We start from the raw sequence: 26,442 nt of genomic DNA, 5'->3' as shown, positions 1-26,442 counted from the left end.
TGGGGAGGACGCCGCAGGGCAGGACCGCCCCACCCCGCGCCTTGCGGCACAGGGGGAAGACGGTCGGGGAGTAACCTCAGGGAACGATCACACCGCGCCCGGTAAAGCGGCGGTTCTTGAAATCGTCGATGGCCTGGTTGATGTTCGCCAGCTTGTATTCGGTCTGGTGCATCATCACCTTGCCGTCGGCGTTCAACTCCATCAGTTCGACCAACTCGATGTAGTCACCCACCAGGCTGCCGCCGATCTTGATTTCGTTGGCCACCAGATCCAGCGTCGGGATCTCGATCTTGCCGCCATAGCCGACCATGATCAGCTCGCCGCCCTGGCGGAGCAGCTTCCAGCAGATGTTCTCGACGCCCAGCTCACCGACAAAGTCGATCACCACATGGGCGCCGCCGCCGGTGATGTCCTTGACCTGTTCGATCAGGTCGGGACCGCCGTCCAGCACGACATCGGCACCCAGATCCTTGGCCAGTTTCTGCGCCGCCGGTTCGCGGTCCACCGCGATCACACGACCGCCGCTGATGTGCTTGAGGCATTGCAGCGCGATATGGCCCAGCCCGCCGATGCCCAGAAGGACGGTCCAGGACCCGGGATAGGACAGCCGCGCCGCCTTTTTCGCCGCGCGGTAGGCGGTGATCCCGGCATCGGCCATCGGCGCCACCGACAGTGGCGTGATCCCGGTGTTCAGCTTGATCAGAGAGCTTTCCGAGGTCTTGAAGTACTCGGCAAACCCGCCGTCGATCCCCAGCCCCGGAAAGGTACCGTGATCGCAGTACATGTCATGCCCGTAACGGCAGTTCAGGCAGATGCCGCAGCTCTGGAACGGGTGGCAGATCACCGCGTCGCCGGGTTTCACCGAGGTGACGGCACTGCCCACGTCCTCGACCCAGCCGGCGTTCTCATGGCCCATGACATAGGGCAGAAGGGTGCCCTGGGTGTCCATGATGTCCTTCCAGACTCCCTCGATGATATGGAGGTCGGTACGGCAGAGACCCGCCGCACCGACCTTGACGACCACCTCGTCAGGGGCTGTGATTGTGGGGGGAGGAACATCTTCAATCTTCAGCTCCACGTTCATCGCGGGGTCGTAGTCGTAAAGTCTTGCAGCCTTCATGGTCTTGTCTCCTGATCTGCGGGATGTGGCGGCGCGTCGGGTCCGGCCCGGCGCGCCGCGTGACAGGGTTAGGGACGGCCGAGCAGTTCGGCACCACCGCCCAGAGCCGGGCCCTCGGTCGGGTCGGCCTCGCCTTCGTCGAGATCACCCACCAGCGTCTCTGTGGTCAGGATGAGGGTCGCGACAGAGGCCGCATTCACCAGGGCCGAGGCCGGCACGCGCGCAGGATCAATGATCCCGTCTTCGTACATGTCGCCGAAGGCCCCGGTGGCCGCGTTGTAGCCGTGGCCCTTCGCGCCGCCGGTCACCGTGTCGGCCACGGTTTCGGGATCGGCCCCCGCGTTCGCCGCGATGCGCCGCACGGGCTGGGTCAGGACAGAGCGGACAAGCTCGATCCCTTTGCCGATATCCCCGATGGCCGAGAGGTTTTCCAGAACCGGCGCGGCCTGCGCCAGCGCCGTGCCGCCCCCAGCGACAACGCCGTCCTCGGCTGCGGCACGCACCGCGCAGAGCGCGTCCTCGATCAGCTGGATCTTGCGCTTCTGCTCGACCGGGGTGAACCCGCCCGCGTAGATGATCGCGCTGCCGCCCGAAAGCTTGGCCAGCCGCTCGCGCAGCTTGTCCTGCTCGATGTTGGGCGGTGCCACCTCGTACATGCGTTGCACCTGGTTGCGGCGGGCGACGACCGCGGCGTGATCGCCCTCGCCGCGCAGGACACTGGTCGACGTGGAGGACGCGCGCACCATTTCGGCCCCGCCCAGCTGCGCCAGGGTCACGTTCTCCAGCTTCTTGCCCAGGTCACGCGACAGCACTTCGCCGCCGGTGATGATGGCCAGATCATCCATCATGGCGGTGCGCCAATGGCCGTATTCCGGCGGATGCACGATCAGGAACTTGCCCGCGCCGCCGTTCTCCAGCAGGCGGATGACCACCTCGGGGGCGATTTCCTCTGCGATGATCGCCAGCGGGCGACCTTCGCCCTCGGCGATCTCGATCGCCTTGTCCAGGATCGAAGGCTGCAGGATCTTCTGATCCGTCATCAGGATCAGCGGGTTACGCAGCACCGCCTCCATGTGCTCGCGGTCCGTGACCATGTGGTGCGAGATGTAGCCGCGCTCGAAGGACATGCCTTCCATCACTTCCATCGTTGTGTCGATGGTGACGCCGAAATCGGCGGAAATGACGCCCTCGCGGCCCACCCGGCGCCAGGCCTCTGCGACCAGATCGCCAAGATCGGGGTCCGTTGCGGAAACCCGCGCCACGGCCTCCAGGTATTCGGGGTGTTCGTCGCAATCGCGCGATGTCTCGTCGATCTCGTCCACGATGCGCTGCACCGCCATGTCGATGCCCTTGCACAGGTCCACCGGCTTGGCGCCGCTGTCGGTCATCGCCACGCCCTTCTGGATCAGCGCGTTGGCCAGCACGATGGCGGTCGTGGTGCCGTCACCGGCAACCTCGTTGGTCTGCATCGAGACCTCGCGCACCACCTGCGCGCCCATGTTCTCGAAACGGTCGGTCAGCTCGATCTCGGACGCGATCGAAACCCCGTCACGGGTGATCAGCGGGGTCCCGACGGGGCGGTCCACCATCGCGTTCAGACCCTTGGGTCCCAGCGTCGGCTCCACCGCCGCCGCCAGGCGCGCAACACCGCGTGCCAGCGCCTTGCGGGCGAAATTTCCGTGTACAAGCAATTTGGCCATGTCTTCCTCCTTCGCCGCACGGGGGTCCGTGGGCGTCTCCCTGATTTCTCTCGTGTTTTCAGTCGGTCAGCGCCGGGTGGCGTGGTCCTCTCGCGGCGGTACGCGACCCGCGATGAAATCCACCAGCGTCGGTCCCTCGGGGCCGATCTCGACCTCCTTGTAGCGGGTCGTTGCCAGCCCACGGCACAATGCGCCGTTGAATTCCATGTTGATCCGCGTGCCTTTCAGCCGCACCAGATGCGTCGCCAGTTCCTGCGCCTCGATGGCCTGCCCGTCCCAGGTCGGAAAAGCCAGATCCTCCGGGTTTTCCGCCAATCCCTGGTCAAGCAGCAGGTCACGATAGCGCGGCTTCTGCCGCTCTTCTTCTTCGCCATGCATGGTGATGCGGTCGAAGGCCGCCAGCGTCAGCGAGACGATCTCTGCCTCGGTCATCCCCTGGGCCTGCAGGGCCAGCAGCATGACCTCCTGACGCCGGTCAAAGGCCTTGGCACGGAAGGTGTCGACCACCTCTGCCAGGTTCGCGCCATCGCAGTATTGCGCAAAGACCTCTTCGAACGGCTTGCCGCTGTTCACGCCCTCGTTGACCTCGTCGCCGAAGCAATGGTCGTTCAGCGTGACCTGCACCTCCTGGACCCAGGGCAGCGCACAGACTTCTGCGCGAATGCCGAAGGCCATGAGGAAGGCAAAGTTGGGCGAGCACCAGTAGGTTGGCAACCGGAACTCGACCTCGACGCGCTTGGAGCCGATGACCTCGGCACGCTCGACGAACCCCATGTCGGTGATGGGTTCGTCGAGCTCCGGATCGGTCACCGCCTCAAGGCTTTCCCAGAGCTCGCACTCGAGGTCGGCCTTGATGATGTCCGTCAGCATGGGCCTTACTCCGCCGCGATCTGAACCGGGGCACCGGCCAGCTGCGCCTTCTTGGCCTCGACGTCGATGCCGTAGATCCGCGCCGCGTTCAGGCCCAGGATCTTTTCCTTGATCTCGTCGGTCAGCTGAACGCCGCGCTCTTCGGCGATGTCGTCGGGGATCTGGAAGTTCCAGAACTTCTCGACCAGCCATTTCGGAGTCCAGATCGCGTAGTCGGACCCGAAGAGGATCTTGTCCTCGCCGACCCAGAACAGCAGTTCGGCCATGACCTCGGCGAAGTAACGCGGGCGGGCATGGATGAAGGGCAGCGCCACGGCAAGACCGGCGTAGACGTTGGTTTCCTGCACGGCGATCCAGCAGAAGTCGTCCAGCCGAGGCAGGCCGCAGTGTTCGACGATCCAGTTGAGGTTCTGGAAATCGGTGGCCGCATAGTCCACGTCATCGACGCTGAAGGCGTCCTTGGACAGCGGGATGATGGTCGGTCCCTTGTGGACGTGGATGTTCTTGATGCCCAGCTTTTCGCACAGTTCGAAGCACTTGTAGGCATCGGGATCGTTCAGCGCCCAGCCCTTGGAGTTTCCGTTCCACTCGGCGGTATACATCTTCACACCGGTGATATCGAATTCCTCCTTCATGTAGTGGATGTACTCCAGCGCCTTCTCGCCGTCGCGCGGATCGAAGGACCCGTTCACGATGAAGCGTTCGGGATGGCGCGACGCCATCGAGGAACTGCGCTCGATCGAGGAAAAGCCGTTCTTGTAGAAGTCACGCAGGTAGGTCGACTGGATGATCGCCATGTCGTCCGGCCCGTCGACAAAGAGATCGCGGTAGATGTCGTCCTCCGAGTATTTCTCGAAGCGGGGCTTTTCCCACAACTCTTCCTGCGGGCTGAGGTTGGTATGGTAGGCATAGAAACATTCGATGAACTGCTTGCCATGCACGTTGGCCTGGTTCTCGGGGCTGCCGTCCCAGAAATGGGTGTGGCCGTCGAGAACGAAGATTTCCTTGCCGTCCGGTGTCTTGTACATGAGATCCTCCCTGGAATTCTGTCGGATTGGCTGGGGTGTCAGGGGGCCGGTTCAGGCCCGGCCCCCGATCAGGGCAAAGCCCTCAAATGTATTCCATGACCTCGTTCATGTCGCCGAAGAGGATGACGGTGTCGTCATCGACCCGGACCATGCGGCCATAGTGGGTGGAGGTGTTGACCTCGAAGGTCTCGGCGGTCATCTCGCGACCCAGGAACTCGGTGATCTCGCTCATCTTGAAGATCAGCTTGCCTTCGCCGTCGATCCGGATGGTCGCCGGGTTGTAGGTGATCGTCACCTTGGGGTCGTTCTCTTCCATGAACTCGGCGATGGCGCGGGCCTCGACACTGTCGTTCATGGTGACACCGCACTGGTGCGAGATCTCGCGCGAGGTCAGGTCGATGTCCTTCATCGACTTGAAGATGTTCTGCTTTGTCGCGTCACGCGCTACGTTTGACATCAGTCTTTTCCTTCTTGTGTTGCGATTAGCGGCTGAGGCCGAGTTCCCCGAGGATCTGGCCGATGCGCTCCTGCGACACGGCTTTCACGTCCTCGAAGGAGACGGGCTTGGAATGCGGCTGCGACCAGATCGGCTGCAGCGCGGCGGCGGCCTTGTCGGCCAGGGCGCCATGCTTTTTCAGCCAGGACTGGAACAGCGCCTTGTTGTGGGCGGCGTGCTGTTCGTCGTTGGCCAGCAGGTAGATCAGGTCGACCGTGTTCGCGAGGTTGCGTTCGTAGTCGGCCTCTGCCGCCGAGATCACCGGAGGCGTGATGAAGTCGTTGTTCGCCGCCGCCGCCTGCATCAGGAAGCCGGACCGGAACAGTTCGCCCACCAGCGGTTCAAAGACGATATTGATGGCGAAATACTGCTCGAGGTAGTCCTCGCAGCCCATGATCGTCTCGACCGCCTCGCGGCAGGGCTGCCAGATCGGGTCTTCCAGCCAGGTCTTCTTGCCCAGCGTGTCGTCCCAGCCCTCGATCTCCATGCCGATCTCGGCGAGGTACAGGGTGATGTCCTGGGTCAGGCGCATCTTGTAGGACGAGTTGGTCAACGTGGCGTTGTTGATCATCTGGGTGTAGCCGTAGCGCTGCGCCTGCATCAGCGAGGTGCCAAGGCCGAATTCCGCGTGTTTCCACGCGCCCAGATGCTTTTGCAGGATCTTGGTCCAGACCTTGTCGAAGGCCGCGGGCGCGCCGGCCTTGCGGGCGTTCGAGATCACGCTCTGCACCATGGTCTCGATCTTGGCCTGGCGCTGGTAGTGGGTGCGCTCCCACTCCTGGTCGGGGGCACGGAAAGCGTGCCAGTTCGACGACAGCGCCGCGGTGCTGTCCTTGCGGTAGGCACCGCCGCCCTTGCCGCCCTCGAATTCGATGATCCAGTCCTGGATCAGATAGCGTTCGGGATCGGGCTGGACGTCGACGGTGACGTCCTCGTAGTGGGTCGCCCGCTTGCCGCGCGGTTCAAAGTAGTTGTACTTGCGGCTCTTCGAGCCGACGAAAACGGCTGCGCCTGCTGCCCCGGATCCAACCGAGCTTGATGTTGCTACCATAGTAGCCTCCCTTGTCTGGTTTTACGTTCGCGTCACTTGCGTTCGGGCCGGTATCAGTGGCCCGAAGAACCGGAAGTGGGCGTGAACTTGTCGTAGAAGATGCGGTCCGTATCGAAGTCGTGCATGAACAGGACCGGCGTCAGCGCGTCGATCATCGGGGGCGGACCACAGGCATAGACATCGCCTTCGCCGTCGATCCCCAGTTCCTTGAGCTTCCGGTCGACACATTCGTGGACAAAGCCGCGCTCACCGGCCCAGCCGTTGCCCTCTTCCTCGTGGCTGAGCACGGGAATGAATTCGACGCCCGGGTGCGCGTCGGTCAGCGCGCCGATCTCGTCCAGCTTGAACAAGTCCGACTGCGAGCGGGCCCCGTAGAAGAAATAGACCGGGCGGTCCTCGCCGCTTGTCACGTGATCGTTGAGGATCGACCAGACCGGCGACATGCCGGACCCGGCCCCGACCAGCACTACGGGTCCTTGCCGTTCTTCGCGTCGGAAGCACATCCCGTAGGGTCCTTCGACGGAGACTTCGGCGCCTGCCTTGATTCCGCCGTCGTCGAGTTCGTTGGAGAACCGTCCGTCGGGGTATTTCTTGATGATGAAGGAGAGTTTTTGGGTTTCGCTCGGCGGATTTGCCATGGAGAACGAGCGTGTAATCTCCTCCCCCGCTTCGGTCCTGACCGTGATGTCGACATATTGGCCCGCCCAGAATTTCAAAGGCGCATCCAGTTCGATCTGGACGCCACGAATGTCGTGGGTCAGCTTTTCAAAGTCGGTAATCTTGCCGGTGAACGTCTTGACCGGGATCGACTTCGCAAGCACCTCCTCGTCATAATTCAGCAGTTCGATCTCGACGTCGCTCCAGGCCAGGGTGCGGCACATCAGGACGTGCCCGCTGTCCTTTTCCATGTCGTTGAGCGCGAAGGTCGAGTATTTCAGCATCTCGGTCTCGCCGTCCAGTTGGACGCATTTGCAGGCCGAGCACTGTCCTTCCTTGCAACCATGCGGCAAGGCAATGCCCTGGCGAAAGGCCGCGTCGAGGATGGTCTCGTTCTCCTCGACCTCGAATTCCACGCCAACTGGTTCCAGTCGGACTGTGTGGACGTCCGTCATCTTTCTTCTCCCTGATCCTTCTCACGCCCCGTTTCGGGCGTCGGGTCTGGTGGGGAAGGCCGCGCGCGGCCTTCCCGGTTGTTCTGCGTCAGTTGCAGGGATTGATGGTGAAGCCCGCGCGGTATTCCGCGATGTGGGCGTCACGCTCTGCCGGCGACATGGCACGCAGGGCGTTGAGCGGCGAAGCAAGGGTGTTGCCGCGGACGTGCTCCAGCTTCCACATGTCCTTGTCGTCGAAGCGCAGGTGCGGCTGCGGAACCAGGGTCTCGCCGTCTTCGCGGACGAAGTTGAGATCCTTGATGGCGTCGGCCAGGTCCCAACCGTCGTACATCGACTCCCACTCGCGCTTGCCCGAGAACTTGCCCATCGCCGGGGTCGGCCGGCCCTGGTACTCGTCCGCGAAGGCCTCGACGGCCGTCCAGCGGTCCAGTTCGTGGGCGAAGGTGTGAAGCTGCCCGTCGATCTCGTCGACGACCATGTCCTCGCGGATCAGGCAAGGCACCAGGCAGGACCAGCAGCGATGCGGATAGACATAGCCCACGTCCTCGTTGAAGGTGATCACCTTCTCACCCGGCGTGCTGAGCTTCGCATGCCACTTCCAGAACTCGCCGAATTCGGCGTACCAGCCCGGGTACTTGTGCTCGAACCACTCGAAGTCCTTCTCGGTCTGGGCCTCGATGCGCCAGAAGTTGACCGGCCAGCCGACGGTGAAGAACTGTGCGACCTTGTGCACGTAGTTCTTTTCGGTGATCCGCTTCCAGGCTTCCTGGACGTCGTCGTGGTGGATCTTCACACCGTACTTTTCGAGCGGCAGCATGTAGGTCCGGTAGTAGTCTTCAAAGATCCACCGGTGCCACATCTCCGCGTAGGATTCCTTTTCCTTGTCGCGGTTGGTGGTGCCGTATTCGATGAAGGTACCGATGGCGGCGTCGACGATCGCGTGGTTCTGCCAGAAGGCGTACCGCAGGTCGCGTTCCAGAAGCAGGTGGTTTTCCGGCTCTTTGAGCGCGGCCATCAGCAGCGAGTGACCGTTGCCGATGTGGCGGCTTTCGTCCGACTGCACCGACAGGAACACCGTGGGCAGCGCGTAGTCGCCGTTACGGGCGGCTTCGGACGGCATGGCCACGAAGAGCGTGTTGGTGAACGCAGTCTCGGCAACCACCGTCAGGTACATGCAGGCGGCGGTCATGGTGTCGCCGGTGATGAACCCTTCGCCGAACTGGCGACCGATGGTGGTTGCGTAGCACTTGCCAAAGGCCTCTTCGGTGATGTCGAAGCCCGCCGGGTCGATGTAGTTCTCCATGTACCACTTCTTCAGGTTCATCTGAATCGTGGAGTGACGGAATTCATCAACCATCTGCATGGTAAAGCCGGTCCGTAGATCCTCGCCCGGCGACAGCCGTGCGACCATCGCCATCGAACGCGCGGCCGAGATTTCCGGGAAGGGGATGATGGCCAGGAACAGCTTCATCCACTCGATCCAGCGCGGTTCCACGTTGCGGAACATGTCGCCGCGCAGGGCGGCGTCGAGCGCGCCGTACACCCGGTTGTCCTTTTCCTCTTCCATCGGGAAGTAGGAACGAAGGACCTGTTTCATCGGGTCACGCGGGGCTTTGGTGATCTTGTAGTCCGTGGGGAAGGTGTTGGCCTCCTGGACATACGTGGGGTTCCACCCGAGATCCGAGATCTTCTTGGTGGCCTCCCCGACCGAAATGCCACGCTGAGACGTGATTTTGTTCAACGTCAAAGTCATGCCATGAGCCTCCTTTCAAGCTCTGCGGCCGGTAGTCCGACCGCTGTTTCAGGCGACATGCGTCGCCGGTTCATTGGCCGGACGGCAAAGCGTCCGGCGCGGATCACGGCAAAGGTTGGAAAGTCCGGTCTTCCGTCAGCGCCTCCGGCCTGTATCCGGCTGCGAGGAAATGCTGCGGTGCGGCTTCCACTCCTTCGTTCTTGCGCGCCTGCCATCGGGGCGAGGCGTCATGTTGTGCCAATCTAATAGGCAAGCCGCGTTCCAGACCGGGCCGGACAGACCCCAAAAAGGCCAAAGATCACCCCAAGATGCTGCTTTTACTAATTTTTAATTTCTGATTTTTTCTTCAGCACCGCAGGTCTGTTTCCTGGGAAACTGCGTCAGGCCGTCGCAGTGTCACGTAGCGTTACGCATGGACGTTACAGTGAACACTGGACATTACGGATGACCGTACTAAGGCGTTACACTTGCCCGGCGGCAGGACGCGCAAAGTCTTGGGAACATGGGGTGTTTCAGGCCGATTTACGCCGCAGCGCAGCACGGGCAATGCCGCTGTCCTGACGATATTTCGCGGCAACACGACGCGAAACGGCGATGCCCTCATGGCGCAGCCGCTGGACAAGATCACCGTCCGACAGGGGGCTGGCCGGGTCTTCGGCCTGGACAAACGCTCGGATGCGGGCCTGGACCTGGGCCCTGCTATGCGTACCGCCAAGACGAGAGACCGACCCCGGGCAAAGGGTCCGCGCGGGGATCACCCCCTGCGGAGTCTCGATCAGATAGCCGTTCATGACCCGGCTGACCGTGCTGGTGTGAAACCCGGTGGCCTCTGCCAGCTCTGCCTGGGTCAAAGGGCGCAGCGCCGCATCGCCGCTATCGAGGAACCCGGTTTGTCGGGCGATCAGGGCCTCGATCACCTGCCGCGTCGCGGATTGCCGCAGGTTCAGCGCGAATTGCAGACTGCGCGCCTGTTTCAGCGCCTCGGCCAGGTCCGGGTTGTCGCCAGCGCGCGGGATGGCCGCAATCTCGACAGTGGGTTCGGTATCGCGGTTAAAGCGGACCTTCCAGGCCCCGCCCTCGCGCGTCACCCGCGCATCGGGTTCCCGTGTCAGGGCCGGATCCACGTCGAACCGGGCGCCGGGTTTCGGGTCCAGCGTCCGGATCTGCGCCAGGCAGGCGCGCACGCGCTCGGCGGTCAGCCCGGTCCTTTCCGCCAGTGCATCCGCGCCGCCGGTCTGCAGCAGGTCCAGATGCGCAAGGACCGCCTCCATCTCGGGCGAAACCTCGCCCCGTTCCGACAATTGCAGATGCAGGCACTCACGCAGGTCCCGGGCGAACAATCCGGTGGGAGAAACCCGTTCCTGCACCAGTTTCAAGGTTGCCTCGACCAGTGCCTCTCGGATGCCAAGGTCCCGCGCGATCCGGCCAAGATCTGTCTTGATCCATCCGCTAGGCTCCAGGTCCTCCATCAGCCGGGTGAGGATGCGTTCCATCGGCCCGCCGCGCGACAAGAGATCGGACAGTTCCGCCTGCACATGGGCGATCAGGCTGCCAGAGCTTTCGGCCAGGGTCGCCTCCAGCGCATCGCTGGCGCCAAGACCGACCAGAAACCGCCGCCGTGGCCGGCGCACCAGCAGGTGCGGGTTGACCTCGGCCACCTGGGTCAACAGCTCAGTCACTTCGGCTGCCGTCAACCGCAAGAGCGCCATCGACTGGTGCAGGACAAATGTCTGCGTCTGGCGCGTGACATGTCCCAACGCCGGGGTCATACACCCACCGCCTTTTGTCCGCACAGGGTGGTTTTTTCTGGCCGCACAACCCCGCCCGCGCCTAGACTGGTCCCAACCCCAACGGCGAAACCCCGGACATGAGCCAGAAATTCCCCTTTGGCGATATCGCCACCCTGGGCACGGCCCCGCCCGAGATGTCCTATCCCGGACTCTCGCCGCAACTGCTTGCGCGGACGCGTCAGCTTTGGTCGGTGCGCGGGCTGGACTTCGACAGTGCATGGCGTCAAGCGATCCGCCAGATGCCGGGCTTTCGCGCCCTGCCCCGCCTCGACGACACCGCGACCAGCGCGCAGGTCGACCTGGTGTTTCTGTTTGATCAGGGCCTGATCTGGGTAAAGGCGGTCCACGCGGCCGCCCGCCGTGGATACGACCACGACATCCCCGGACTCGACCCGGCGCAATGGCATGGGCTGGCGGCCCTGACCGCGCGGCTGATCGAACAGATGACCGCGCTCAGGATGTTGGCGCTGACCGACCTGCCGCTGCCCGCGATGCAGATCGCGCGCTCTGTCTCGGAAGACGTAGACATGCTTTTGGTGCTGCTGGTGCGGCGCAAACTGGCCGCGCGCTTCATCGCCTGCCGCACCGTCGAAGAGGCCAGCAGTTTCTGGCGCCGCCATATCGCGGGCGGTCGAGCGTTTCGCGCACTGACAGAGAAACTCTACGAGATCGGGCTGGATTACGCGCCCGACACGGATTACGGGCGCTGGCGCAAGGACGTTCTGGCCAATCTCGGCGCCGCCGTTCACAGCAATGCGCTGGCCATGCCCGGCACGGACCGTCAGCCCGGCACCCATCTTGGCAATGACAACAGCCTGCATTTCGCGACATTCCGGATTCATGAACTCTGCGCCTATGCCCAATTGATCAAGCCGGACCTGGTGGAGGCGCTGACACGGGCCGCGACGGAACCAGCGGACACCGACAGCCAGGCCGGTCTCGCCGCCCCGCTGAGCGCGATCATCGTCAACCAGATACAAAGCCTGTCACAACCCGCCGCCGCCCCTTCGGCCGGTGGCGCGACCCGCCACTAGGGCGGGTCCGCGCGGCTGCCTCGTCACCTGGCGGCGCGGGCGGCAACCGCGACCCAGCCCCTAGGGGCTGGGCCATGCCCCGGTTGGGGCCGCATGCCTCAGTGCATGCTTTCCTCGGATTTGCCGAGCTTGCCCTCGGCGATCCAGCGCGCCGCAAGGACAAAGGCGCCCATCGCGAAATCCTTGCCGTGCTCGTCCATCATCTCTTCGGCCATCTTGGCGATTTCCGAGAAATAACGGTCCTTGCTCTGCTCTTCCTTGGACAGTTCGAGTTTCATGGTTTCCTCCCGTTTTCGTTTGTCTGACAGTTACTTGAACATGACCTTGGGAAAGGTCAGGATGGCCGCCCGGCCATCGGCAAAGCCCAGCGCCAGGTGCTGCCCGTCGGACGACCAGTCCATCGCCGTGACCCCCGCGCCCTTGCCCTCGACCAGCATCAGCTCGTCGGGCTGGCCGATCGGGCACAGCGTCACAAGGCCGTTGGCATAGCCCACAGCACAGCTGTCGCGTGTCGGGTTCGGCGCCACGCGGTCCACCAGGGTCAAGCCCGGCTTGCCGGTGTGCACCGGGTCCCCCTCATACGTGCCAAAGGGCAGATCCGGGCAACGCCAGCCGACCACGCGAAAGGCGCCCGAGGCGACCAGAACGTTGGCCTTGTCGCTGAAGGCGGCAGAGGCGACCGGCGCCGGAAAGCCCTCGATCACATCCGCCTCGCTGCGCAGGACATTGGCGACCACCAACGAGGTCTCGCGGCATCCGGCGACGATCCACTTGCGATCCGGCGACCAGGCCAGGCTGTCCAGCGTGCCCTTGGCGGCGATCTCGGCCCGGGTCTCCAGCGTGTCGGCCTTGAGGACGACGATCCGATCGCCGCAACGCGCGGCGATCAGCACACCATCTGCGGAAATGGCCAGTTGCGTAACGGGCTCCCCCAGGTCGCAATCCGCCAAGGGCGCCAAATCTTCGGCCCGCAGCAATGTCAGCGCCCCGCCCCGCGCCACGCAGATCGCCTCTTGCCTCGGCACGGCGCAAAGCGCCGTGACCGGCCCGGCACCGGCCTGTGCCAGCTTGACCACCTGCCCACGCGCCGTCACCCGCGTCAGGGCGCCGGCCTGGTGGACGGCGGCAAACCCCTGTTCGCCCAGCGCGCAAAACCCCGGCGCCTCGGACAGCGACACCTCGGCCCCGACGGGCGGGGCCACCGGATTTTCACGCGGACGGATGGTTGTCCGCCCGGTGTCGAATTCCATCCGGATCCGCTTTTCCGGATGTTCCGCGTCGGCCATCGGCAACAGCGCCAGCCCGCCGCCTTCCATGCGGCACGCCACGGCAGAGCCGCTGGCGTTGAACCCGACCTGTTGCACAGGGGCGGACAGCGTCCATTCCCGGCCAATCAGGTCGAACAGGCTGAGCGCCTGGGGTGGTTTCGTCTCGATCATGTCTCTCCTCCTTCGACCTTGGCCTCGAGTTCTTCGTCCAGCTCTGCCAGACGCCGCTCAAGCGCGTCGATCTTCTCTTCACAGGTTTCCAGCGCGCCCTCGGTGCGCCCCATCTCGCGGGCGACGCCCGGATCGTCCTCGTCCTCGGACATGTCCAGAACCTGCATTCCGCTCTGTTTCTGGGTCAGCCGAAGATGCTCTGCCGTGATCTCCGAGATCCCCTGGATCGTCTCCAGACGCTCCATCAGGATGTCCTGTACGGTTCGCCGTTGATCGTTCATGCGTGCCCCCTATAGTGCCCGCCCAGCCGGAACAGAGAGGTCCCGCCCAAATGCTCAGCCAATTCGACACCCGTTTCTTCGCCACCCTCGCAGAGGTCGCGGCCCAGGTGCTGGACCCGCAGGACAGCGCCATCGGGATCGCCCGCAAGGCCGCCGAAACGGGCGCCCCTGACGACCTGCGCATGGCCCGTCAGGCGCTTGAAAACCTGCCCGCGGACAAGCGCGACAGGCTGATGGCGGAGACCCACAGGCGCCTGGCGACGGACCTCTCTGCGATCTGGGACCAGATGCCAGGCGCGCCCTCGAACGGACGCATGAACTGATCGGGAAATTCCCCTGCAGCGAAGCCTCGCAGAGCGGGTCAAGCCGGTTCCGGTGCCGGGTGATTTCGGCAAACCGGTCAGGGTCGGGGGATGTTGGGTAAGGCGTGTCATGGTCGCGCCATGCTACCTTTCGCCCGGCCCGGCGCAACGAAAACCTGTGAAAATTCAACTTATTAGGCCACAAGTGGACAAGTAGACGGAAAGTCGTAAAGCTTCGTTACACTGTCCGGGAAGCATCGTAAAAATCTGTTCCGGCGACGTCGACCGAACTGACGCGGCACCGGCGAATCTGCCGCGATGCGGCGAATCGTTGCAGCTGAGATGGCCGGCTTTGCCTCGGGTCTTGCCGCCCTTCGAACGGCGGCACCGGGGCCGCCGGCAGAGCGATGCCACCGCCTTTGCAGAGAGAGCGGACAAGGAGGACGGCCCCCTACCCGGCACTGGCCAATCAGGTCGGCGCGCAAGCTGGGCGAGGCCTTTGACTTGAACCACTTGCAAGGCACAGCCCCCTGCCCGACTACTGGTTCACGACACTAGATACCGGACATCCCGGGCCTTGACGCCACGGCGGTCTTTCGGTCTCACTTGGCCCCCTCGAACCGGGCGTCACGCCGCCGCAGGCGGGCGGCGCTATGCAAAATGTTTATGACATGATAATCTTTTGAGCGGGGAGACGTGGAAATGGACATCTTTGCGATGGGCGCCAATCGGTGCCCGTATCAACATGACGCCGAAGGAGCCATGTTCGACGATGCCATCGCCAACCTGGTTCGCGCCCGGCCCAAACAGGCGACGCTTGCCTGACCGCCAAACCTTCACCGCCGCGGCAGTTCTGTGTGCGGCCCTGACAGAGTGACCGATGGGGCGACCTAGATATTTCAAGGCCACGCAAGGTGGCAACGACGACGCCGGCCTCTACTCCGAGTATTCGGAAGGAGAGACCCGACGCGCCTGGGAAAACTATGTGACCGGCCAGACCGAGGCCGGTGAGGTGCGCAGCGAGATCGTCCAGTCCTGGCAGCGCAGCATGAGCCTCGGCGTCGATGCGACGCGCCAGCAATCGCGCAAGATCGAACGTGACGAGGAACTGAAGAAACTGCGCCGCCGCAACGCCAACCTGCGACAGGCGGCACGCGCGGCCTTTGCCCGGCTGGAGCCTCATCTGGCCGGGGCACAGGTGATGCTGCTCCTGACCGACAAGAACGGGGTCATCATCGACGCCATCGGCGACCATTCGGTGCTGGACGCGGGACAAAACATCCACCTTGAAGTCGGCGGGGTCTGGAACGAGGACGCGATCGGCACCAACGGGATCGGCACCGCGCTCAAGACCGGCAAACCGACCTATGTCCACGCGGCGGAACATTTCTGCCAGGGCGTTCAGGCCTGGACCTGCGCCGGGGTTCCGATCTATGACCCTTTCGACCGCTCGGTGATCGGCGTTGTGGACCTGTCAGGCCCCCCCGACATCTTTCAACGCCACAACATCGCGCTGGTCGTCGCGGCCGCGCGCGAAATCGAGATCGCGCTGGCCGAACAGCAGCGCGAGGAACGCACGCGCCTTCTGGAAACTTTCCTGAACTCGGATGCCAGCCGCCCGGACACAAGCGTCCTGCTGCTGGACAAGGTCGGGCGCATCATGTTCCGCCGCGGCCTGGACGACCGATTGCACCTGCCGCGACCCGATTTCGCGGTCGGACATCAGCTGTTGCCGCTCCAAGCCAACATGACCGAGGGCGACATCCGCGCCGCCCTGCCCCGCGATATCGAGACCGACGGGATCACCCGACTGGAATTCGACGGCAGCCTGCGCGGTGCAGCGCTGTCGCTGAAACGCTCTTCCGCCATCCGGCCACAGGACACGGTCGCCGTGCGCATCAAGCCGCGCGCCAATGTCGACGAGGACGAGATCGTGATCGTGGGCAACGCGCCCAAGATGCTGGAAGCGATCGAACTGGCCGAACGCGCGGCCTCTGCCGGCGTGACGGTTCTGATTCAGGGCGAAACCGGCGTCGGCAAAGAGCTGTTCGCGCGCCTCGTGCACAACCGCCTGGAACGCAAGAACGCGCCATATGTCACCGTCAACTGCGCCGCGATTTCGAAGGAACTGATCGGGGCCGAGCTTTTCGGCCATGTCGAGGGTGCCTTTACCGGCGCCCTGCGCGGCGGCAAGCCGGGCAAGTTCGAACAGGCCGATGGCGGGGTGCTCTGCCTCGACGAGATCGGCGACATGCCGGTAGAACTGCAGCCCTACCTGTTGCGGGCGCTGGAACAGCGCGCCGTCTACCGGATCGGCGACGACCAGCGCCGCCCGGTCAACGTGCAGCTGGTGGCGATGACCAACCGCAACCTGCGCAGCGACGTGGAACAGGGGCGGTTCCGCCGCGACCTGTTTTACCGGATCGGCATCGTCGCCATCGACGTGCCGCCATTGCGCCAGCGCGGTGACGACGTCGCCCTGCTGGTCGATTATTTCAACAGCGTCTTCGCCGAGCGTTTCTCGCGCCCGCGCCTTGTCTTTGCCCCGGCGGTGATGGACCGGCTGAAGGACTACCGCTGGCCCGGAAACGTGCGCGAGTTGCGCAACCTCGTGGAACGGCTCTACCTGCTGAAATCCGGCCCCGAGGTCGGCTTGAACGATCTGCCACCCGAGATCGTGGAACCGGCGGACGGGCTGGGGTTCAGCCATTACGTCGACGTCGAAGAGGCGCCCATCAACCTCGAAAACATGGAGGCGTTGACCATCCGCCGCGCCATCCAGGCGGAAAAGGGCAACCTGACCCGCGTGGCCGAACAATTGGGCATCTCGCGCCCGACGCTTTACCGCAAGATCAAGCAATATGGCATTCCGCGCGACTGACCGGGCCGCCTGCCACCCGGAGTGACAGGCCGTGACACTGCATGACTTCCCGGCCCGCCTGGCGGCGGAGCGCTTCTGCCTGAGGCCGCTAGCCGAGGCCGATCTGCCCGAGGTCATGCGACAATTGTCGGACGAGCGCGTTGCGCCCTGGCTGGCGGCGGTCGCGCAGCCTTTCGGCCTGACCGAGGCACAGGCGCTTCTGGACCACGGCCAGCACCCCGGCGAACATCTACGCACCATCGAGATCAAGGGCACCTTCGCGGGCTGCATCTGTCTGGGTGCGGGCCTGTGGTACTGGCTGGACCCGGCCTTTCAGGGCCGCGGGCTGATGAGCGCGGCCCTGCGTCTTGCCCTGTCGGAATGGTTCGCTCGCCCGGCGCCGCCCCTGCTCGCCACCTGCCGGACGGACAATGCGGCCTCTCTGTCGCTGCTGGCACGCCTTGGCTTTGCCCGCTTTCCCGGATCCCGTCGCATGTTCTTTCAGTCCAGCGGGCGGTCCGAACCCTGCCACGACCTCTTGATGGCGCCCGAGCAGTGGCACCTGCTCAACCCACCCCGGCATGCACTGGACGGGCTGAGCCTGCGCCCGGCCCGGCAAAAGGACGTGCCGACGCTTGCGCTGATGCTGCCCGGCACCGCAGCCCCTTGGCCTTCGGCGGAAGCGCTGCCCGGCTTTGTCGAGCAGCACCGCTTTCGCGGCGCGCCTTCGGGGCTTTTCGTGATCGAGGACGACCTGGGGCGGAGCATCGGCATGGCCTTGATGGCCGAAGGTACTCCGCCCGCGCTCGCGTTTCTGTCCCGTGAAGAGGCGGGCGCTCACGCGGACACGGTGAAACAGGCCCTTGCTGCAGGCCTGCCCAGCGTTCCTCTCGGTCGTTAGCAACGCCACGGGGCGTTGGCCTCGGGGCCGATGGCCCAGACGTCAACCATCTTGCGCAGGCTTTCCGGCGGCAGGCCACCGGAGCGCAAGCGCCTCTATCGCAAGAGCGCTCCAGCGGATGACCAGGGCGCCCGGCCTGGCCTCGATCAAATCATCTATCCCGATCCGGCGCGTCAAGAAGGGGGCGCGCGACTGGACCGATCCCCCCCCCGTCAGTCACCGTCCAGCGGGTGGAAACAGGCCGCATGCACGCGGTTGCCTTCCAGCCGGGGAACCTCCTTGCGGCAGAGGTCGCTGGCGCGCGGACAGCGCGCGGCAAAGGCGCAGCCCGGCGGCGGGTTGAGCGGATCCGGCAGTTCGGTTTCCTTCGACTCCGGCGCTGTCAACGGCCGCCCCACCACCGGCGCACTGTCGGCCAGGAGCTTGGTATAGGGATGGCGCGGGGCGCGGAAAATCTCCTCTGCCGGGCCAAGTTCCACCACCGAGCCGAAGTAGAGCACGGCGATCCGGTCGCTGACCGCCTCGACCACCGCAAGGTCATGGCTGATGAAGAGGTAGGTCAGGCTGAATTCCTTCTTCAGGTCAGCCAGCAGGTTCAGCACCTGCGCCTGTACCGAGACATCCAGCGCCGAGACCGGCTCATCGAGGATCAGGATACGCGCATTCGCCGCCAGCGCCCGGGCGATCCCGATCCGCTGCGCCTGCCCGCCCGAAAATTCATGCGGGTAGCGGTCCAGGAACTCCTCGCGCAGGTTCACGCTGGCAAAGATCTCGGAAATCCGCTTGGTCCGCTGAGAGCGGTCCATGCCATAGAGGCGTTTCAACGGCGCCTCCATGATCTGCCGGATCGTCTTGCGCGGGTTCAGCGAGGAGATCGGATCCTGAAAGACGTACTGGATGCGCTTGCCAAAAACCGCCGGGTCGGCATTGTCGAGCGCCGCGCCGTCGATCTCGATGGTGCCGGTCGTCGGTTCCAACAGGCCCACCAGCATCCGCGCCAGCGTGGACTTGCCACAGCCGGATTCGCCAACGATGCCCAGCGTCTCGCCCTGCTGCACCGACAGGGAAATCGGATGCACCGCCTTGACCGATCCCTTGGCCGCGGAAAGGAATCCGCCGCCCACCGCAAAGCTCTTGGACAGGTCCGTCAGTTTCAGCGCCTCTGTCATTCTGCGGCCTCCTTCAGCGGGATCACGGGATGGATGCAGCGCACGGCCCGCGTGCCTTCGCGTTCCAGGTCGATCTCGCCCTGCCGGCAATCCGCCTGCACCCGGTCGCAGCGGTCGGCAAAGGCGCAGCCCTTGGGCAGTTTGTCGACCACGGGTGGAAGTCCCGGGATCGCCTCCAGCCGCCGCTTGCCCGCGCCCAGTTCCGGAACACAGGCCATCAGCCGCGCGGTATAGGGATGGGTCGGGGTTTCCAGCACCGATTGCGTCGGCCCTTCTTCGACGATGCGGCCCGCGTACATGACCGCCACCCGGTCACAAAGCTGCCCGACCACGCCAAAATCATGGGTGATGAAAACAATGGCCAGCCCGCGAGACCGGCGCAGGTCATCCAGCAGCGACAGGATCTGCGCCTGCACGGTCACGTCCAGAGCCGTCGTCGGTTCGTCCGCGATGATGATGTCGGGATCATTGGCCAAAGCCATGGCGATCCCGACGCGCTGGCGCATCCCGCCCGACATCTCGTGCGGGTGGTCCGATATGCGCTTTTCGGCGTTCGGGATACGCACTGCCTTGAGCAGGTCTATGGCCTTGGCCTGCCCCTCGCTCTTGCTGATGGGCCGGTGCGACCGGATCGCCTCGATCAGCTGGTCGCCCACCTTGTATAGCGGGTGCAGCGTCGCCAGCGGGTCCTGGAAAATATAGGCCACGTTGCGCCCGCGCATCTCACGCAGCTTGCGATAGGGCGCCCCGATCAGGTCCTCGCCGTCATACCGCACCGCCCCGCCAGTGATCACCCCCGGAGGCGAGGCCACCAGCCCCATGACCGACAGCGCGGTGACGGATTTCCCCGACCCGCTTTCGCCGATCACGCCCAGGCATTCGCCAGGTTTGACGTGCAAGGACACGCCGCCCACCGCACGATAGACTCGGTCCTTGACGTGGAACTGGGTCTGCAACTCCTGCACTTCCAACAGGCCCTTGCCCTCCGCCGGCGGCACCGGATCTTTGCGGCTGACCAGCGTGGCGGCCATCGGGCGCGACAGGGCGCCGGATTTCAGGCGCGGGTCCAGCGCGTCGCGCACGCCGTCGCCCAGCAGGTTGATCGACATGACGATGATCAGGATCATGATGCCCGGAACGACCGAGGTATGCGGATTGGTGATCAGCGCCGAGCGCGCCTCGCCCAGCATGGAGCCAAGGTCGGCCTGCGGCGGCTGCGAGCCCAGCCCCAGGAAGGACAGGCCGGCGGTCTCAAGGATCATCCAGCCGATGGTGGTGGACATGGCAATCACGATCACCGGGATCACGTTGGGCAGGATCTCGGTCAGGATGATGCGGGTGTTCGACAGACCCGCCAATCGCGCCGCATCGACGAATTCCTTGTGCGCGATGCCCACGGTGATGCCCCGGATGTTACGCGCAAAAAAGGGCACGTTCACGGCGGCCACGGCGATCAGCGCATTGAACAGCCCCGGGCCAAGGGCGGCCACGATGGCCAGTGCCAGCAGGATGTAGGGAAAGGCCATCAGCATGTCGACGCCGCGCATGATCAGGTTGTCCGTGCGCCCGCCGTAGAACCCGGCGACGATCCCGATGGCCGCGCCGAGCGTGGCGGCGACCACTGCGGCGGCAAACCCCACCGCCAGCGACAACCGTGTGCCCCACATCAAGCGCGACAGCAGGTCCCGGCCCAGGTGATCTGTGCCCAGCAACGCGCCCTCGGAAAAGGGTTTCTGGAACCGCGCGGCGGTGTTGGTGACATTCGGTTCCGCCAGCGGCAAGAGCGGCGTGATCAGCGCCAGCAGGACGACGAAGCTCAGCACGATGCCCCCGGCCAGCGCCAGCCGGTTGCGGGCGAGGAGTTTCAGAAAACCCATCATGTCTTGATCCTCGGGTCCAGCAGGCTTTGCGCCACGTCCACCACGATATTGAAGAGCACGTAACAGGCGGCGACAAAGACCACGCCCCCCTGCACCAACAGGATGTCGCGTGTCAGGATCGCATCGACCAGCATCCGGCCCACGCCGGGCCACTGAAAGACGATCTCGATATAGACCGCGCCCGACAGAACGAACCCGGCCTGGATGCCAAGGACCGGGATGATCGAGACCATGGCGGCCTTCAGCGCATGGCGCCAGATCACACCGCGCTCATGCACGCCCTTGGCCCGCGCCGTGCGGATGAAATCCTGCCGCAGCACCTCCAGCATGGCGGAGCGCGACAGACGGGCAATCACGCCCGTGGCCACCACCGCAAGTGCGGTTGCGGGCAGGACAAGATGGTTGAGCAGGGCCCAGATGTCGCGCGTGCCATAGATCGGCCACATGCCGGACACCGGAAACACCCGGAGGTTCACCGAGAAAAACAGGATCATCATCATGCCGAGGAAGAAACTCGGGATCGAGATCCCCAGCAGCACGACAAAGGTGATGCCCTTGTCGGCCCAGCCGTACTGGTTCGCGGCAGAGATCACGCCCGCCATGATGCCCAGCACAGAGCAGATGACAAAGGAGGTGCCGGCCAGGATCAGCGTGGCATTGAAGCGTTCCAGCACCTCGTCGATGACCGGCCGGTTGAGCGAGAAACTGGTGCCGAAATCGCCCTGCAGCATATTGCCGAGCCAGATGAAATACTGCGACACTAGGGGCTTGTCCAAACCAAGGTCACGGTTCAGCTTTTCCACGTTCTCCGGCGTCGCGTAACTGCCCAGGATGGCCGTGGCCGGATCGCCGGGGATCAGCGCCATGATCAGGAAGACGATCACGGTAATGCCCAGAAGCACCGGAATGGCGGAAATCAGTCGTCCGAGGATATAGCGCCCCATGCGCACTCCCTTTTTCTGGCTGGAGAACGCCCCCTGGCTTCTTTGGGCAAGAAATACCTCCGGGGGTGTGCGCCAAAGGCGCACTTCGGGGGCAGAGCCCCCGGCGGGCGGGGCCGGGCTCGATGCCCGGTTCCGCCCGCGCTGGCGATCAGTTCTTCACCACGTCGTCGAGCAGCAGAAAGAACGACGGCTGCAACGAGAACCCTTCGACCCGGTCGCTGGTCACTGCGTTCTGCTTCCAGTTGGCGACAAAGACCCAGGGCGCATCTTCCTGCACGATGGTCTGCATCTCCTTGTAAAGACGCGCGCGTTCATCCTGGTCGGTGGCCACGCGGGCCGCTTCCAGCAGCTCATCGACCTTCGGGTTCGAATAGTAGCCCGAGTTGAACCCGCCCGCATCGGGCCAGGCATCGGTGCGCAGCGCGAGGAAGGGCAGCGTGTCGGGGTCATTGGTCATCCAGGCCATCTCGGCCATGTCAGCCTTGCCCTCCAGACCCGGGTTCACTTCGCCCAGGAAGGTGTTCCACTCGTAGGTCTCGATCTTGACGTCGAACCCGACGGCCTCAAGGTCCGCCTGGATCGCCGTGCCCATCGCGATCGGGTCCAGCATGCCGGACCCGCCCTCGGTCACGAAGAAGGTCAACTCGGCCCCCTCGGCCCCGGCTTCGGCCAGCAGCGCGCGGGCCTTGTCGGGATCGTAGGGATAGGGTTCCAGCGCCTCGTTGTAGGCCCAGGCAAAGGCCGGCGGTGTCGGTCCGGCAGCCACGGCGGCGGTGCCTTCCAGAACGTCGTCGACAAGCGCCTTCTTGTTCACGGCATAGTTCGCCGCCTGGCGCACCTTCTTGTCGGCGAAGGGGCCTTCCTTGGCGTTCAGGATCAGGAACCAGACATGCGGGCCGGCCTGTTCGTGCACGCTGTATTCCGCGCCCTGGAACTCGGACAGGGCCACGGGCGGCACCTCGACCATCAGATCGATGCCCCCGGCCAGCATCTCTGCGGTGCGGGTGTTGGCATCGGTGATCGGGCGGAACACCACGGCCTGCAGTTCGGGCGCGCCGTCCCAGTAGTCCGGGTTGGCCTCGATCACCACCGCCTCGTTCGACCGCCATTCGGCGAATTTGAACGCGCCGGTGCCCGAGGGGTTGCGCCCGAAGTCCGACCCGAATTCCTCGACCGCGGCGGGCGAGACGATCAGCCCCGTGGGATAGGCGAGGTTCGACAGGAAGGGCGCATAGGGGGCGTTCAGGGTGAACTTCACCGTCAGGTCATCCACCGCCTCGACGGTTTCCACCGCCGAGAAGAAGAAGGCCAGCGGGAAGGGCCCGGTGTCGTGATAGGGATGGTCCTCGTTCAGCATGCGCTCAAAGTTGAACTTCACCGCCTCGGCGTTGAACGGGCTGCCGTCGTGAAAGCTCACCCCCTCGCGCAGGGTAAAGGTATAGACCGTGCCATCCTCAGAGATGGTCCAGTCGGTCGCCAGCGCCGGTTCGACCTCCAGCGTGCCATCCTTGTAGCGCACCAGCCCGTCGTAGACGTTCATCAGGATGCGGAAGTCGTTGACTGCCGTCACTGCCGCCGGATCCAGCGCCTTGGGTTCGGCAATCTGGCCGACAATCAGGACGCCCGGCGGCGTCTGCGCCTGAGCCCCGGTCAATGTGCCGACCGTCAGCGCAAGCGCCGTCCCGGCAGCAAGCAGCCCTCGGCGGGTGAAAGAGAAGAGCGACATTGCGTTACCTCCGCTGTTGTCCTTGGGTCTTGTTCTTCGTTTTTTATTTTTCATGATAAATTGCATGAGGCCAAATTTTCATGATAAATTCAAGTCTCATGATGAGGAGGCCCCCGCATGACGATTTCGATCCTTGCATTGGATGAAAAAACAGGCCGCTACGGCGGCGCCGCCACGACGGGCAGTCTCTGCGTCGGGGGCTGGGTTCTGCGCGGGGATGCCGAATCGGGGATGTCCGCCTCGCAGGGGTCCCTGCCCTCGACCATGTGGGGCACGCGGACGCTGGAGCTGATGAAATCCGGGCGATCGGCGCAGGCGGCTTTGGACGAGGTGACCGGCGCCGACAGCGGGCGCGGCCAGCGGCAGCTGGCAACGCTGGACCCGAAGGGCGGCACGGCAAGCTTTACCGGCGCCGACAGCATCCAGGTCGCGGGGGCTCGCCGCGCGGACAAGGTGATCGTCACCGGCAACCTGCTCTCGTCCGAGGAGGTGCTGCAAGCCATGCTGGACGGGTTCCTTACCGCAGAGGGCGCTTTTGACCTGCGCCTTCTGGCGGCGCTGGACGCCGCCTCTGCTGCCGGGGGGGACAGTCGCGGGCTGCTGTCAGCCGCGCTGCTCATCGTCGGGCGGGACATGGCACCGCTGACCCTGCGCGTGGATCATTCCGAAACCCCGCTGGCCGACCTGAGGGCGCTGCACGGGCGGGCCACCAGCGGCGACTATGCCGATTGGGTCACCCATGTGCCCACGCTCGACGATCCCGAACGCGCCGCCCCCTACGGCGCGAAGACCGACCAGCCGGTGTAACCAGCGATCCGCTCTGCCAGCCAGGTGCCCACCTGAGAGTTGCCGTAGCCGTCCAGCCCCGGCGACCAGACCGCCACCGAGGCCACGCCCGGCGCCACCAGCAGGATCCCCCCGCCGACCCCGCTTTTGCCCGGCAGGCCGACGCGAAAGGCAAAATTTCCCGATCCGTCATACTGCCCGCAGGTCATCATCAGCGCATTGATCCGTCGCGCCCTGAGCGGTGAGATCATCGCGGGCACATCCGGCAGCATGGCCAGCATCCGCCCCGCTCGCGCCAGTTGGCGACAGGTCATCTCGATGGCGCATTGATGGGCATAAGTGCCCATGACCATCTCGGGCGGGTTCAGCAGATTGTCATGCGATTGCAGGTAGTAGAGCAGCGCCATGTTGCGGCTGGCCGTGGCCTTTTCCGACTCGGCCACCGCCTTGTCGATGTGGATGTCGTCATCCTCGGCCGCCGCGCGGACAAGGTGCATGATCTCCGACAGGGCCTGCCGCGGCGCGCGCCCGCCCAGCAGGGCATCCGTCGTCACCAGTGCACCCGCGTTGATGAAGGGATTGCGCGGGCGGCCGTTCTCATGTTCCAGCAGAAAGATGCTGTCAAAGGCGGTGCCCGAGGGTTCGCGCCCGACGCGCCGCCACAGGTCGTCCCCCAGTCGCCCCAGCACGGCGGCCAGCGAAAACACCTTGGAAATGCTCTGGATCGAAAACGGGGTGTCGGCCTCTCCTGCCCCGAGTTCCGTCCCGTCGGCCAGACAGACGGCGACGCCCACCTGCGCCGGATCGATCTTGGCCAGTTCGGGGATATAATCCGCCGGATGTCCCCAGTTGCCCGCGCCGCGCGCCTCGGCCACAAGGCGTTCCAGCTCCTCCGCCAGACCGTCCACGCTCATTCCGCCATGAACCGTTTCATGACCACCGCCTCCTGATCCTCCATCAGTCGGCGCGCCATCTGCATGTGTTCCCGCATGATCGCACGCGCGGCTTCGGCATCGCCGTCGCGCAGCGCCTCGACCAACCCGGCCTGGTGGTCACGCCCCTGCCGCCACAGCTCGTGGTTGGGCTTGGAGTAGAGGCGTTTGTAGACGGTCAGATCGGCCAGGATCTGCGCCATGAAACCGATGAAGAACCCCAGCAGAGCGTTATCCGCGAATTCCGCCAGCCGCGCGTGAAACACCAGAGAGGCGACATGCTGGGCGCGCTCGCCCTCGGCATCCTCGGCCGGTTCCGCGTAGGTGGTCATGATCTGCCGCAGCTCTGCCAATTGCTCCGGCGTCAGCCGCCCGGCCAGCGAAGCAGCCAGTTCCGGTTCCAGCGCAATACGCACCTGGTAGATGTCGTCAATCGAGATATTGCGGAAGTAGAAATAGTTCCCCAGCAGCGCATGAGCCCGGTCCTTGCCGACCTCGCCCACGAAACTGCCGCCGCCCGGGCCGGTCTTGGTCACGACAAGGCCCTGCGCCTGCAACAGGCGCATCGCTTCGCGGATCGTGCCCTTGGACATGCCGAATTCGGCGATCAATTCGGCCTCGCCAGGCAGCCGGTCGCCGGGTTGCAGCCCACGTTCGACGACCCAGTCCTTGATTGCCTCGGCCACGCGCACCGGGCGCGAACGGCGCGCGCCATCGCGCGTCAGGGGGCCTGGACCTTGCAGGCCGGTCATTTGGAACGGGTTCGTGACGACATTGACAGAGACAAGCAATTCATCATGATAGATTCAAGGGCATTCCTCCGCACCATAGCGGATCGGGTCACAGATTCTCGGACGTATGGATGTCGAAATCCAACATGACATTCTGCGCCCCGGCGTCCGGACCGGCGCGTTTCGACTTGATCAATGCCGCCAGAGTCTGACGGGCCAGGGCCTCCATCGGATGCGAAATCGCCATCGTCAGCGTCCCGTCCAAAAGCGCCCGCCGCGTGACATCCATCAGTTCATAGCCCACCGCAACAAAGCCCGGACGCCGGGGCATCTCACGCAGCGCAGCCAAGGCGCCGGTGATCCCCCCACCTGAGATGAACAGGCCGCACATCTCGGGGTGCCGGGCAAAAAGCTCTTCTGTCATCTCGCGGGCCACATCCGCCAACTCGAAGGTCGCGCGCGGCTGACCTGCCCCCAAAGAACTGGGCCATTCAAAAGTAGAGTTTGTTCTCGTAACGTTCAAAACGACGAGGAGAA

Annotated in this window: 25 protein-coding genes; 6 read left to right on the top strand and 19 right to left on the bottom strand. The window is 64.4% G+C overall.

The features are described from left to right. Positions 1–76 precede the first annotated feature (76 nt). The 9 genes from KZZ07_RS17205 to KZZ07_RS17165 all read right to left on the bottom strand — a co-directional run bounded on the left by KZZ07_RS17205 (position 77) and on the right by KZZ07_RS17165 (position 10,899). On the bottom strand, positions 77–1,120 hold the full coding sequence (locus tag KZZ07_RS17205; protein ID WP_219516049.1) for an NAD(P)-dependent alcohol dehydrogenase: 1,044 nt from the start codon (positions 1,118–1,120) through the stop codon (positions 77–79). Between the two features lie 68 nt (positions 1,121–1,188). Beyond that, entirely contained in the window at positions 1,189–2,820 is a 1,632-nt protein-coding gene (locus tag KZZ07_RS17200; protein ID WP_219516048.1) for a molecular chaperone GroEL, read from the bottom strand. Between the two features lie 66 nt (positions 2,821–2,886). Next, on the bottom strand, positions 2,887–3,690 hold the full coding sequence (locus KZZ07_RS17195) for an iron-sulfur cluster assembly protein (protein ID WP_219516047.1): 804 nt from the start codon (positions 3,688–3,690) through the stop codon (positions 2,887–2,889). A gap of 5 nt (positions 3,691–3,695) precedes the next feature. Continuing rightward, entirely contained in the window at positions 3,696–4,718 is a 1,023-nt protein-coding gene (locus KZZ07_RS17190; RefSeq protein ID WP_219516046.1) for an amidohydrolase family protein, read from the bottom strand. An 82-nt stretch (positions 4,719–4,800) separates the two neighbouring features. Beyond that, positions 4,801–5,175, bottom strand: coding sequence for an MmoB/DmpM family protein (locus KZZ07_RS17185; protein WP_219516044.1), 375 nt, complete (start codon positions 5,173–5,175; stop codon positions 4,801–4,803). Between the two features lie 25 nt (positions 5,176–5,200). After that, the gene (locus tag KZZ07_RS17180) at positions 5,201–6,265 is read right to left on the bottom strand and encodes an aromatic/alkene monooxygenase hydroxylase subunit beta (protein ID WP_219516043.1); all 1,065 of its coding nucleotides are present in this window, start codon (positions 6,263–6,265) and stop codon (positions 5,201–5,203) included. A gap of 53 nt (positions 6,266–6,318) precedes the next feature. Beyond that, positions 6,319–7,377, bottom strand: coding sequence for a 2Fe-2S iron-sulfur cluster-binding protein (locus KZZ07_RS17175; RefSeq protein ID WP_219516042.1), 1,059 nt, complete (start codon positions 7,375–7,377; stop codon positions 6,319–6,321). An 88-nt stretch (positions 7,378–7,465) separates the two neighbouring features. Beyond that, on the bottom strand, positions 7,466–9,130 hold the full coding sequence (locus KZZ07_RS17170) for an aromatic/alkene/methane monooxygenase hydroxylase/oxygenase subunit alpha (protein ID WP_219516041.1): 1,665 nt from the start codon (positions 9,128–9,130) through the stop codon (positions 7,466–7,468). Between the two features lie 512 nt (positions 9,131–9,642). Next, positions 9,643–10,899, bottom strand: a complete 1,257-nt coding sequence (locus KZZ07_RS17165; RefSeq protein WP_219516040.1) for an RNA polymerase factor sigma-54 — start codon at positions 10,897–10,899, stop codon at positions 9,643–9,645. A 98-nt stretch (positions 10,900–10,997) separates the two neighbouring features. Here KZZ07_RS17165 and KZZ07_RS17160 point away from each other — a divergent pair, with 98 nt between their 5' ends. Beyond that, entirely contained in the window at positions 10,998–11,954 is a 957-nt protein-coding gene (locus tag KZZ07_RS17160) for a hypothetical protein (protein WP_219516039.1), read from the top strand. 98 nt (positions 11,955–12,052) lie between these two features. On the opposite strand, the gene KZZ07_RS17155 is transcribed toward KZZ07_RS17160, so the two are convergent. The 3 genes from KZZ07_RS17155 to KZZ07_RS17145 are packed head-to-tail and all read right to left on the bottom strand — an operon-like array spanning position 12,053 to position 13,674. Continuing rightward, positions 12,053–12,232: a hypothetical protein gene (locus tag KZZ07_RS17155; RefSeq protein WP_043145837.1), complete on the bottom strand. Its 180-nt coding sequence runs from the start codon at positions 12,230–12,232 to the stop codon at positions 12,053–12,055. 30 nt (positions 12,233–12,262) lie between these two features. Next, a complete protein-coding gene (locus KZZ07_RS17150; protein WP_219516038.1) occupies positions 12,263–13,393 on the bottom strand; it encodes a WD40 repeat domain-containing protein in 1,131 nt (376 codons plus the stop codon). Further along, the gene (locus KZZ07_RS17145; protein WP_219516036.1) at positions 13,390–13,674 is read right to left on the bottom strand and encodes a hypothetical protein; all 285 of its coding nucleotides are present in this window, start codon (positions 13,672–13,674) and stop codon (positions 13,390–13,392) included. The genes KZZ07_RS17150 and KZZ07_RS17145 overlap by 4 nt, the downstream gene beginning before the upstream one ends. Positions 13,675–13,724: 50 nt before the next feature. Here KZZ07_RS17145 and KZZ07_RS17140 point away from each other — a divergent pair, with 50 nt between their 5' ends. The 4 genes from KZZ07_RS17140 to KZZ07_RS17130 all read left to right on the top strand — a co-directional run bounded on the left by KZZ07_RS17140 (position 13,725) and on the right by KZZ07_RS17130 (position 17,737). Further along, a complete protein-coding gene (locus KZZ07_RS17140) occupies positions 13,725–13,997 on the top strand; it encodes a hypothetical protein (RefSeq protein WP_219516035.1) in 273 nt (90 codons plus the stop codon). Between the two features lie 681 nt (positions 13,998–14,678). Further along, the gene (locus KZZ07_RS27750) at positions 14,679–14,801 is read left to right on the top strand and encodes a hypothetical protein (protein ID WP_255564420.1); all 123 of its coding nucleotides are present in this window, start codon (positions 14,679–14,681) and stop codon (positions 14,799–14,801) included. A gap of 55 nt (positions 14,802–14,856) precedes the next feature. Then, positions 14,857–16,857, top strand: a complete 2,001-nt coding sequence (locus tag KZZ07_RS17135) for a sigma-54-dependent Fis family transcriptional regulator (protein ID WP_219516033.1) — start codon at positions 14,857–14,859, stop codon at positions 16,855–16,857. A gap of 31 nt (positions 16,858–16,888) precedes the next feature. Further along, positions 16,889–17,737, top strand: coding sequence for a GNAT family N-acetyltransferase (locus tag KZZ07_RS17130; RefSeq protein ID WP_219516032.1), 849 nt, complete (start codon positions 16,889–16,891; stop codon positions 17,735–17,737). A gap of 212 nt (positions 17,738–17,949) precedes the next feature. Here the strand turns inward: KZZ07_RS17130 and KZZ07_RS17125 are convergent, their stop codons facing one another. From KZZ07_RS17125 to KZZ07_RS17110, 4 genes are all read right to left on the bottom strand, one after another. Next, on the bottom strand, positions 17,950–18,906 hold the full coding sequence (locus tag KZZ07_RS17125; RefSeq protein WP_219516031.1) for an ABC transporter ATP-binding protein: 957 nt from the start codon (positions 18,904–18,906) through the stop codon (positions 17,950–17,952). Next, positions 18,903–20,783 (bottom strand): dipeptide/oligopeptide/nickel ABC transporter permease/ATP-binding protein, encoded by a 1,881-nt coding sequence (locus KZZ07_RS17120; RefSeq protein ID WP_219516142.1) that lies wholly within the window; start codon positions 20,781–20,783, stop codon positions 18,903–18,905. Before KZZ07_RS17120 ends, KZZ07_RS17125 begins: the two co-directional genes overlap by 4 nt. Beyond that, the gene (locus KZZ07_RS17115; protein ID WP_219516030.1) at positions 20,783–21,730 is read right to left on the bottom strand and encodes an ABC transporter permease; all 948 of its coding nucleotides are present in this window, start codon (positions 21,728–21,730) and stop codon (positions 20,783–20,785) included. Before KZZ07_RS17115 ends, KZZ07_RS17120 begins: the two co-directional genes overlap by 1 nt. A gap of 148 nt (positions 21,731–21,878) precedes the next feature. Next, positions 21,879–23,456, bottom strand: a complete 1,578-nt coding sequence (locus KZZ07_RS17110; RefSeq protein ID WP_219516029.1) for an ABC transporter substrate-binding protein — start codon at positions 23,454–23,456, stop codon at positions 21,879–21,881. Positions 23,457–23,573: 117 nt separating this feature from the next. On the opposite strand from KZZ07_RS17110, the gene KZZ07_RS17105 reads away from it, so the two are divergent. Continuing rightward, positions 23,574–24,263: a DUF1028 domain-containing protein gene (locus KZZ07_RS17105; RefSeq protein WP_219516028.1), complete on the top strand. Its 690-nt coding sequence runs from the start codon at positions 23,574–23,576 to the stop codon at positions 24,261–24,263. On the opposite strand, the gene KZZ07_RS17100 is transcribed toward KZZ07_RS17105, so the two are convergent. The 3 genes from KZZ07_RS17100 to KZZ07_RS17090 form a co-directional block, all read right to left on the bottom strand. Beyond that, positions 24,233–25,156, bottom strand: a complete 924-nt coding sequence (locus KZZ07_RS17100; RefSeq protein ID WP_219516027.1) for a glutaminase — start codon at positions 25,154–25,156, stop codon at positions 24,233–24,235. The genes KZZ07_RS17105 and KZZ07_RS17100 overlap by 31 nt on opposite strands. Beyond that, positions 25,153–25,926 (bottom strand): FadR/GntR family transcriptional regulator, encoded by a 774-nt coding sequence (locus tag KZZ07_RS17095; protein WP_219516025.1) that lies wholly within the window; start codon positions 25,924–25,926, stop codon positions 25,153–25,155. The genes KZZ07_RS17100 and KZZ07_RS17095 overlap by 4 nt, the downstream gene beginning before the upstream one ends. 88 nt (positions 25,927–26,014) lie before the next feature. Then, the coding region (locus tag KZZ07_RS17090) for a type 1 periplasmic-binding domain-containing protein (RefSeq protein WP_500862242.1) at positions 26,015–26,442 on the bottom strand (428 nt) is incomplete at its 5' end.

It is taken from the genome of Mameliella sp. CS4, from assembly GCF_019392335.1.
Taxonomy (GTDB): Bacteria; Pseudomonadota; Alphaproteobacteria; order Rhodobacterales; family Rhodobacteraceae; genus Antarctobacter.
The sequence above is the reverse complement of the archived record's forward strand: the minus strand, read 5'-3'. Positions and strand labels throughout refer to the sequence as shown.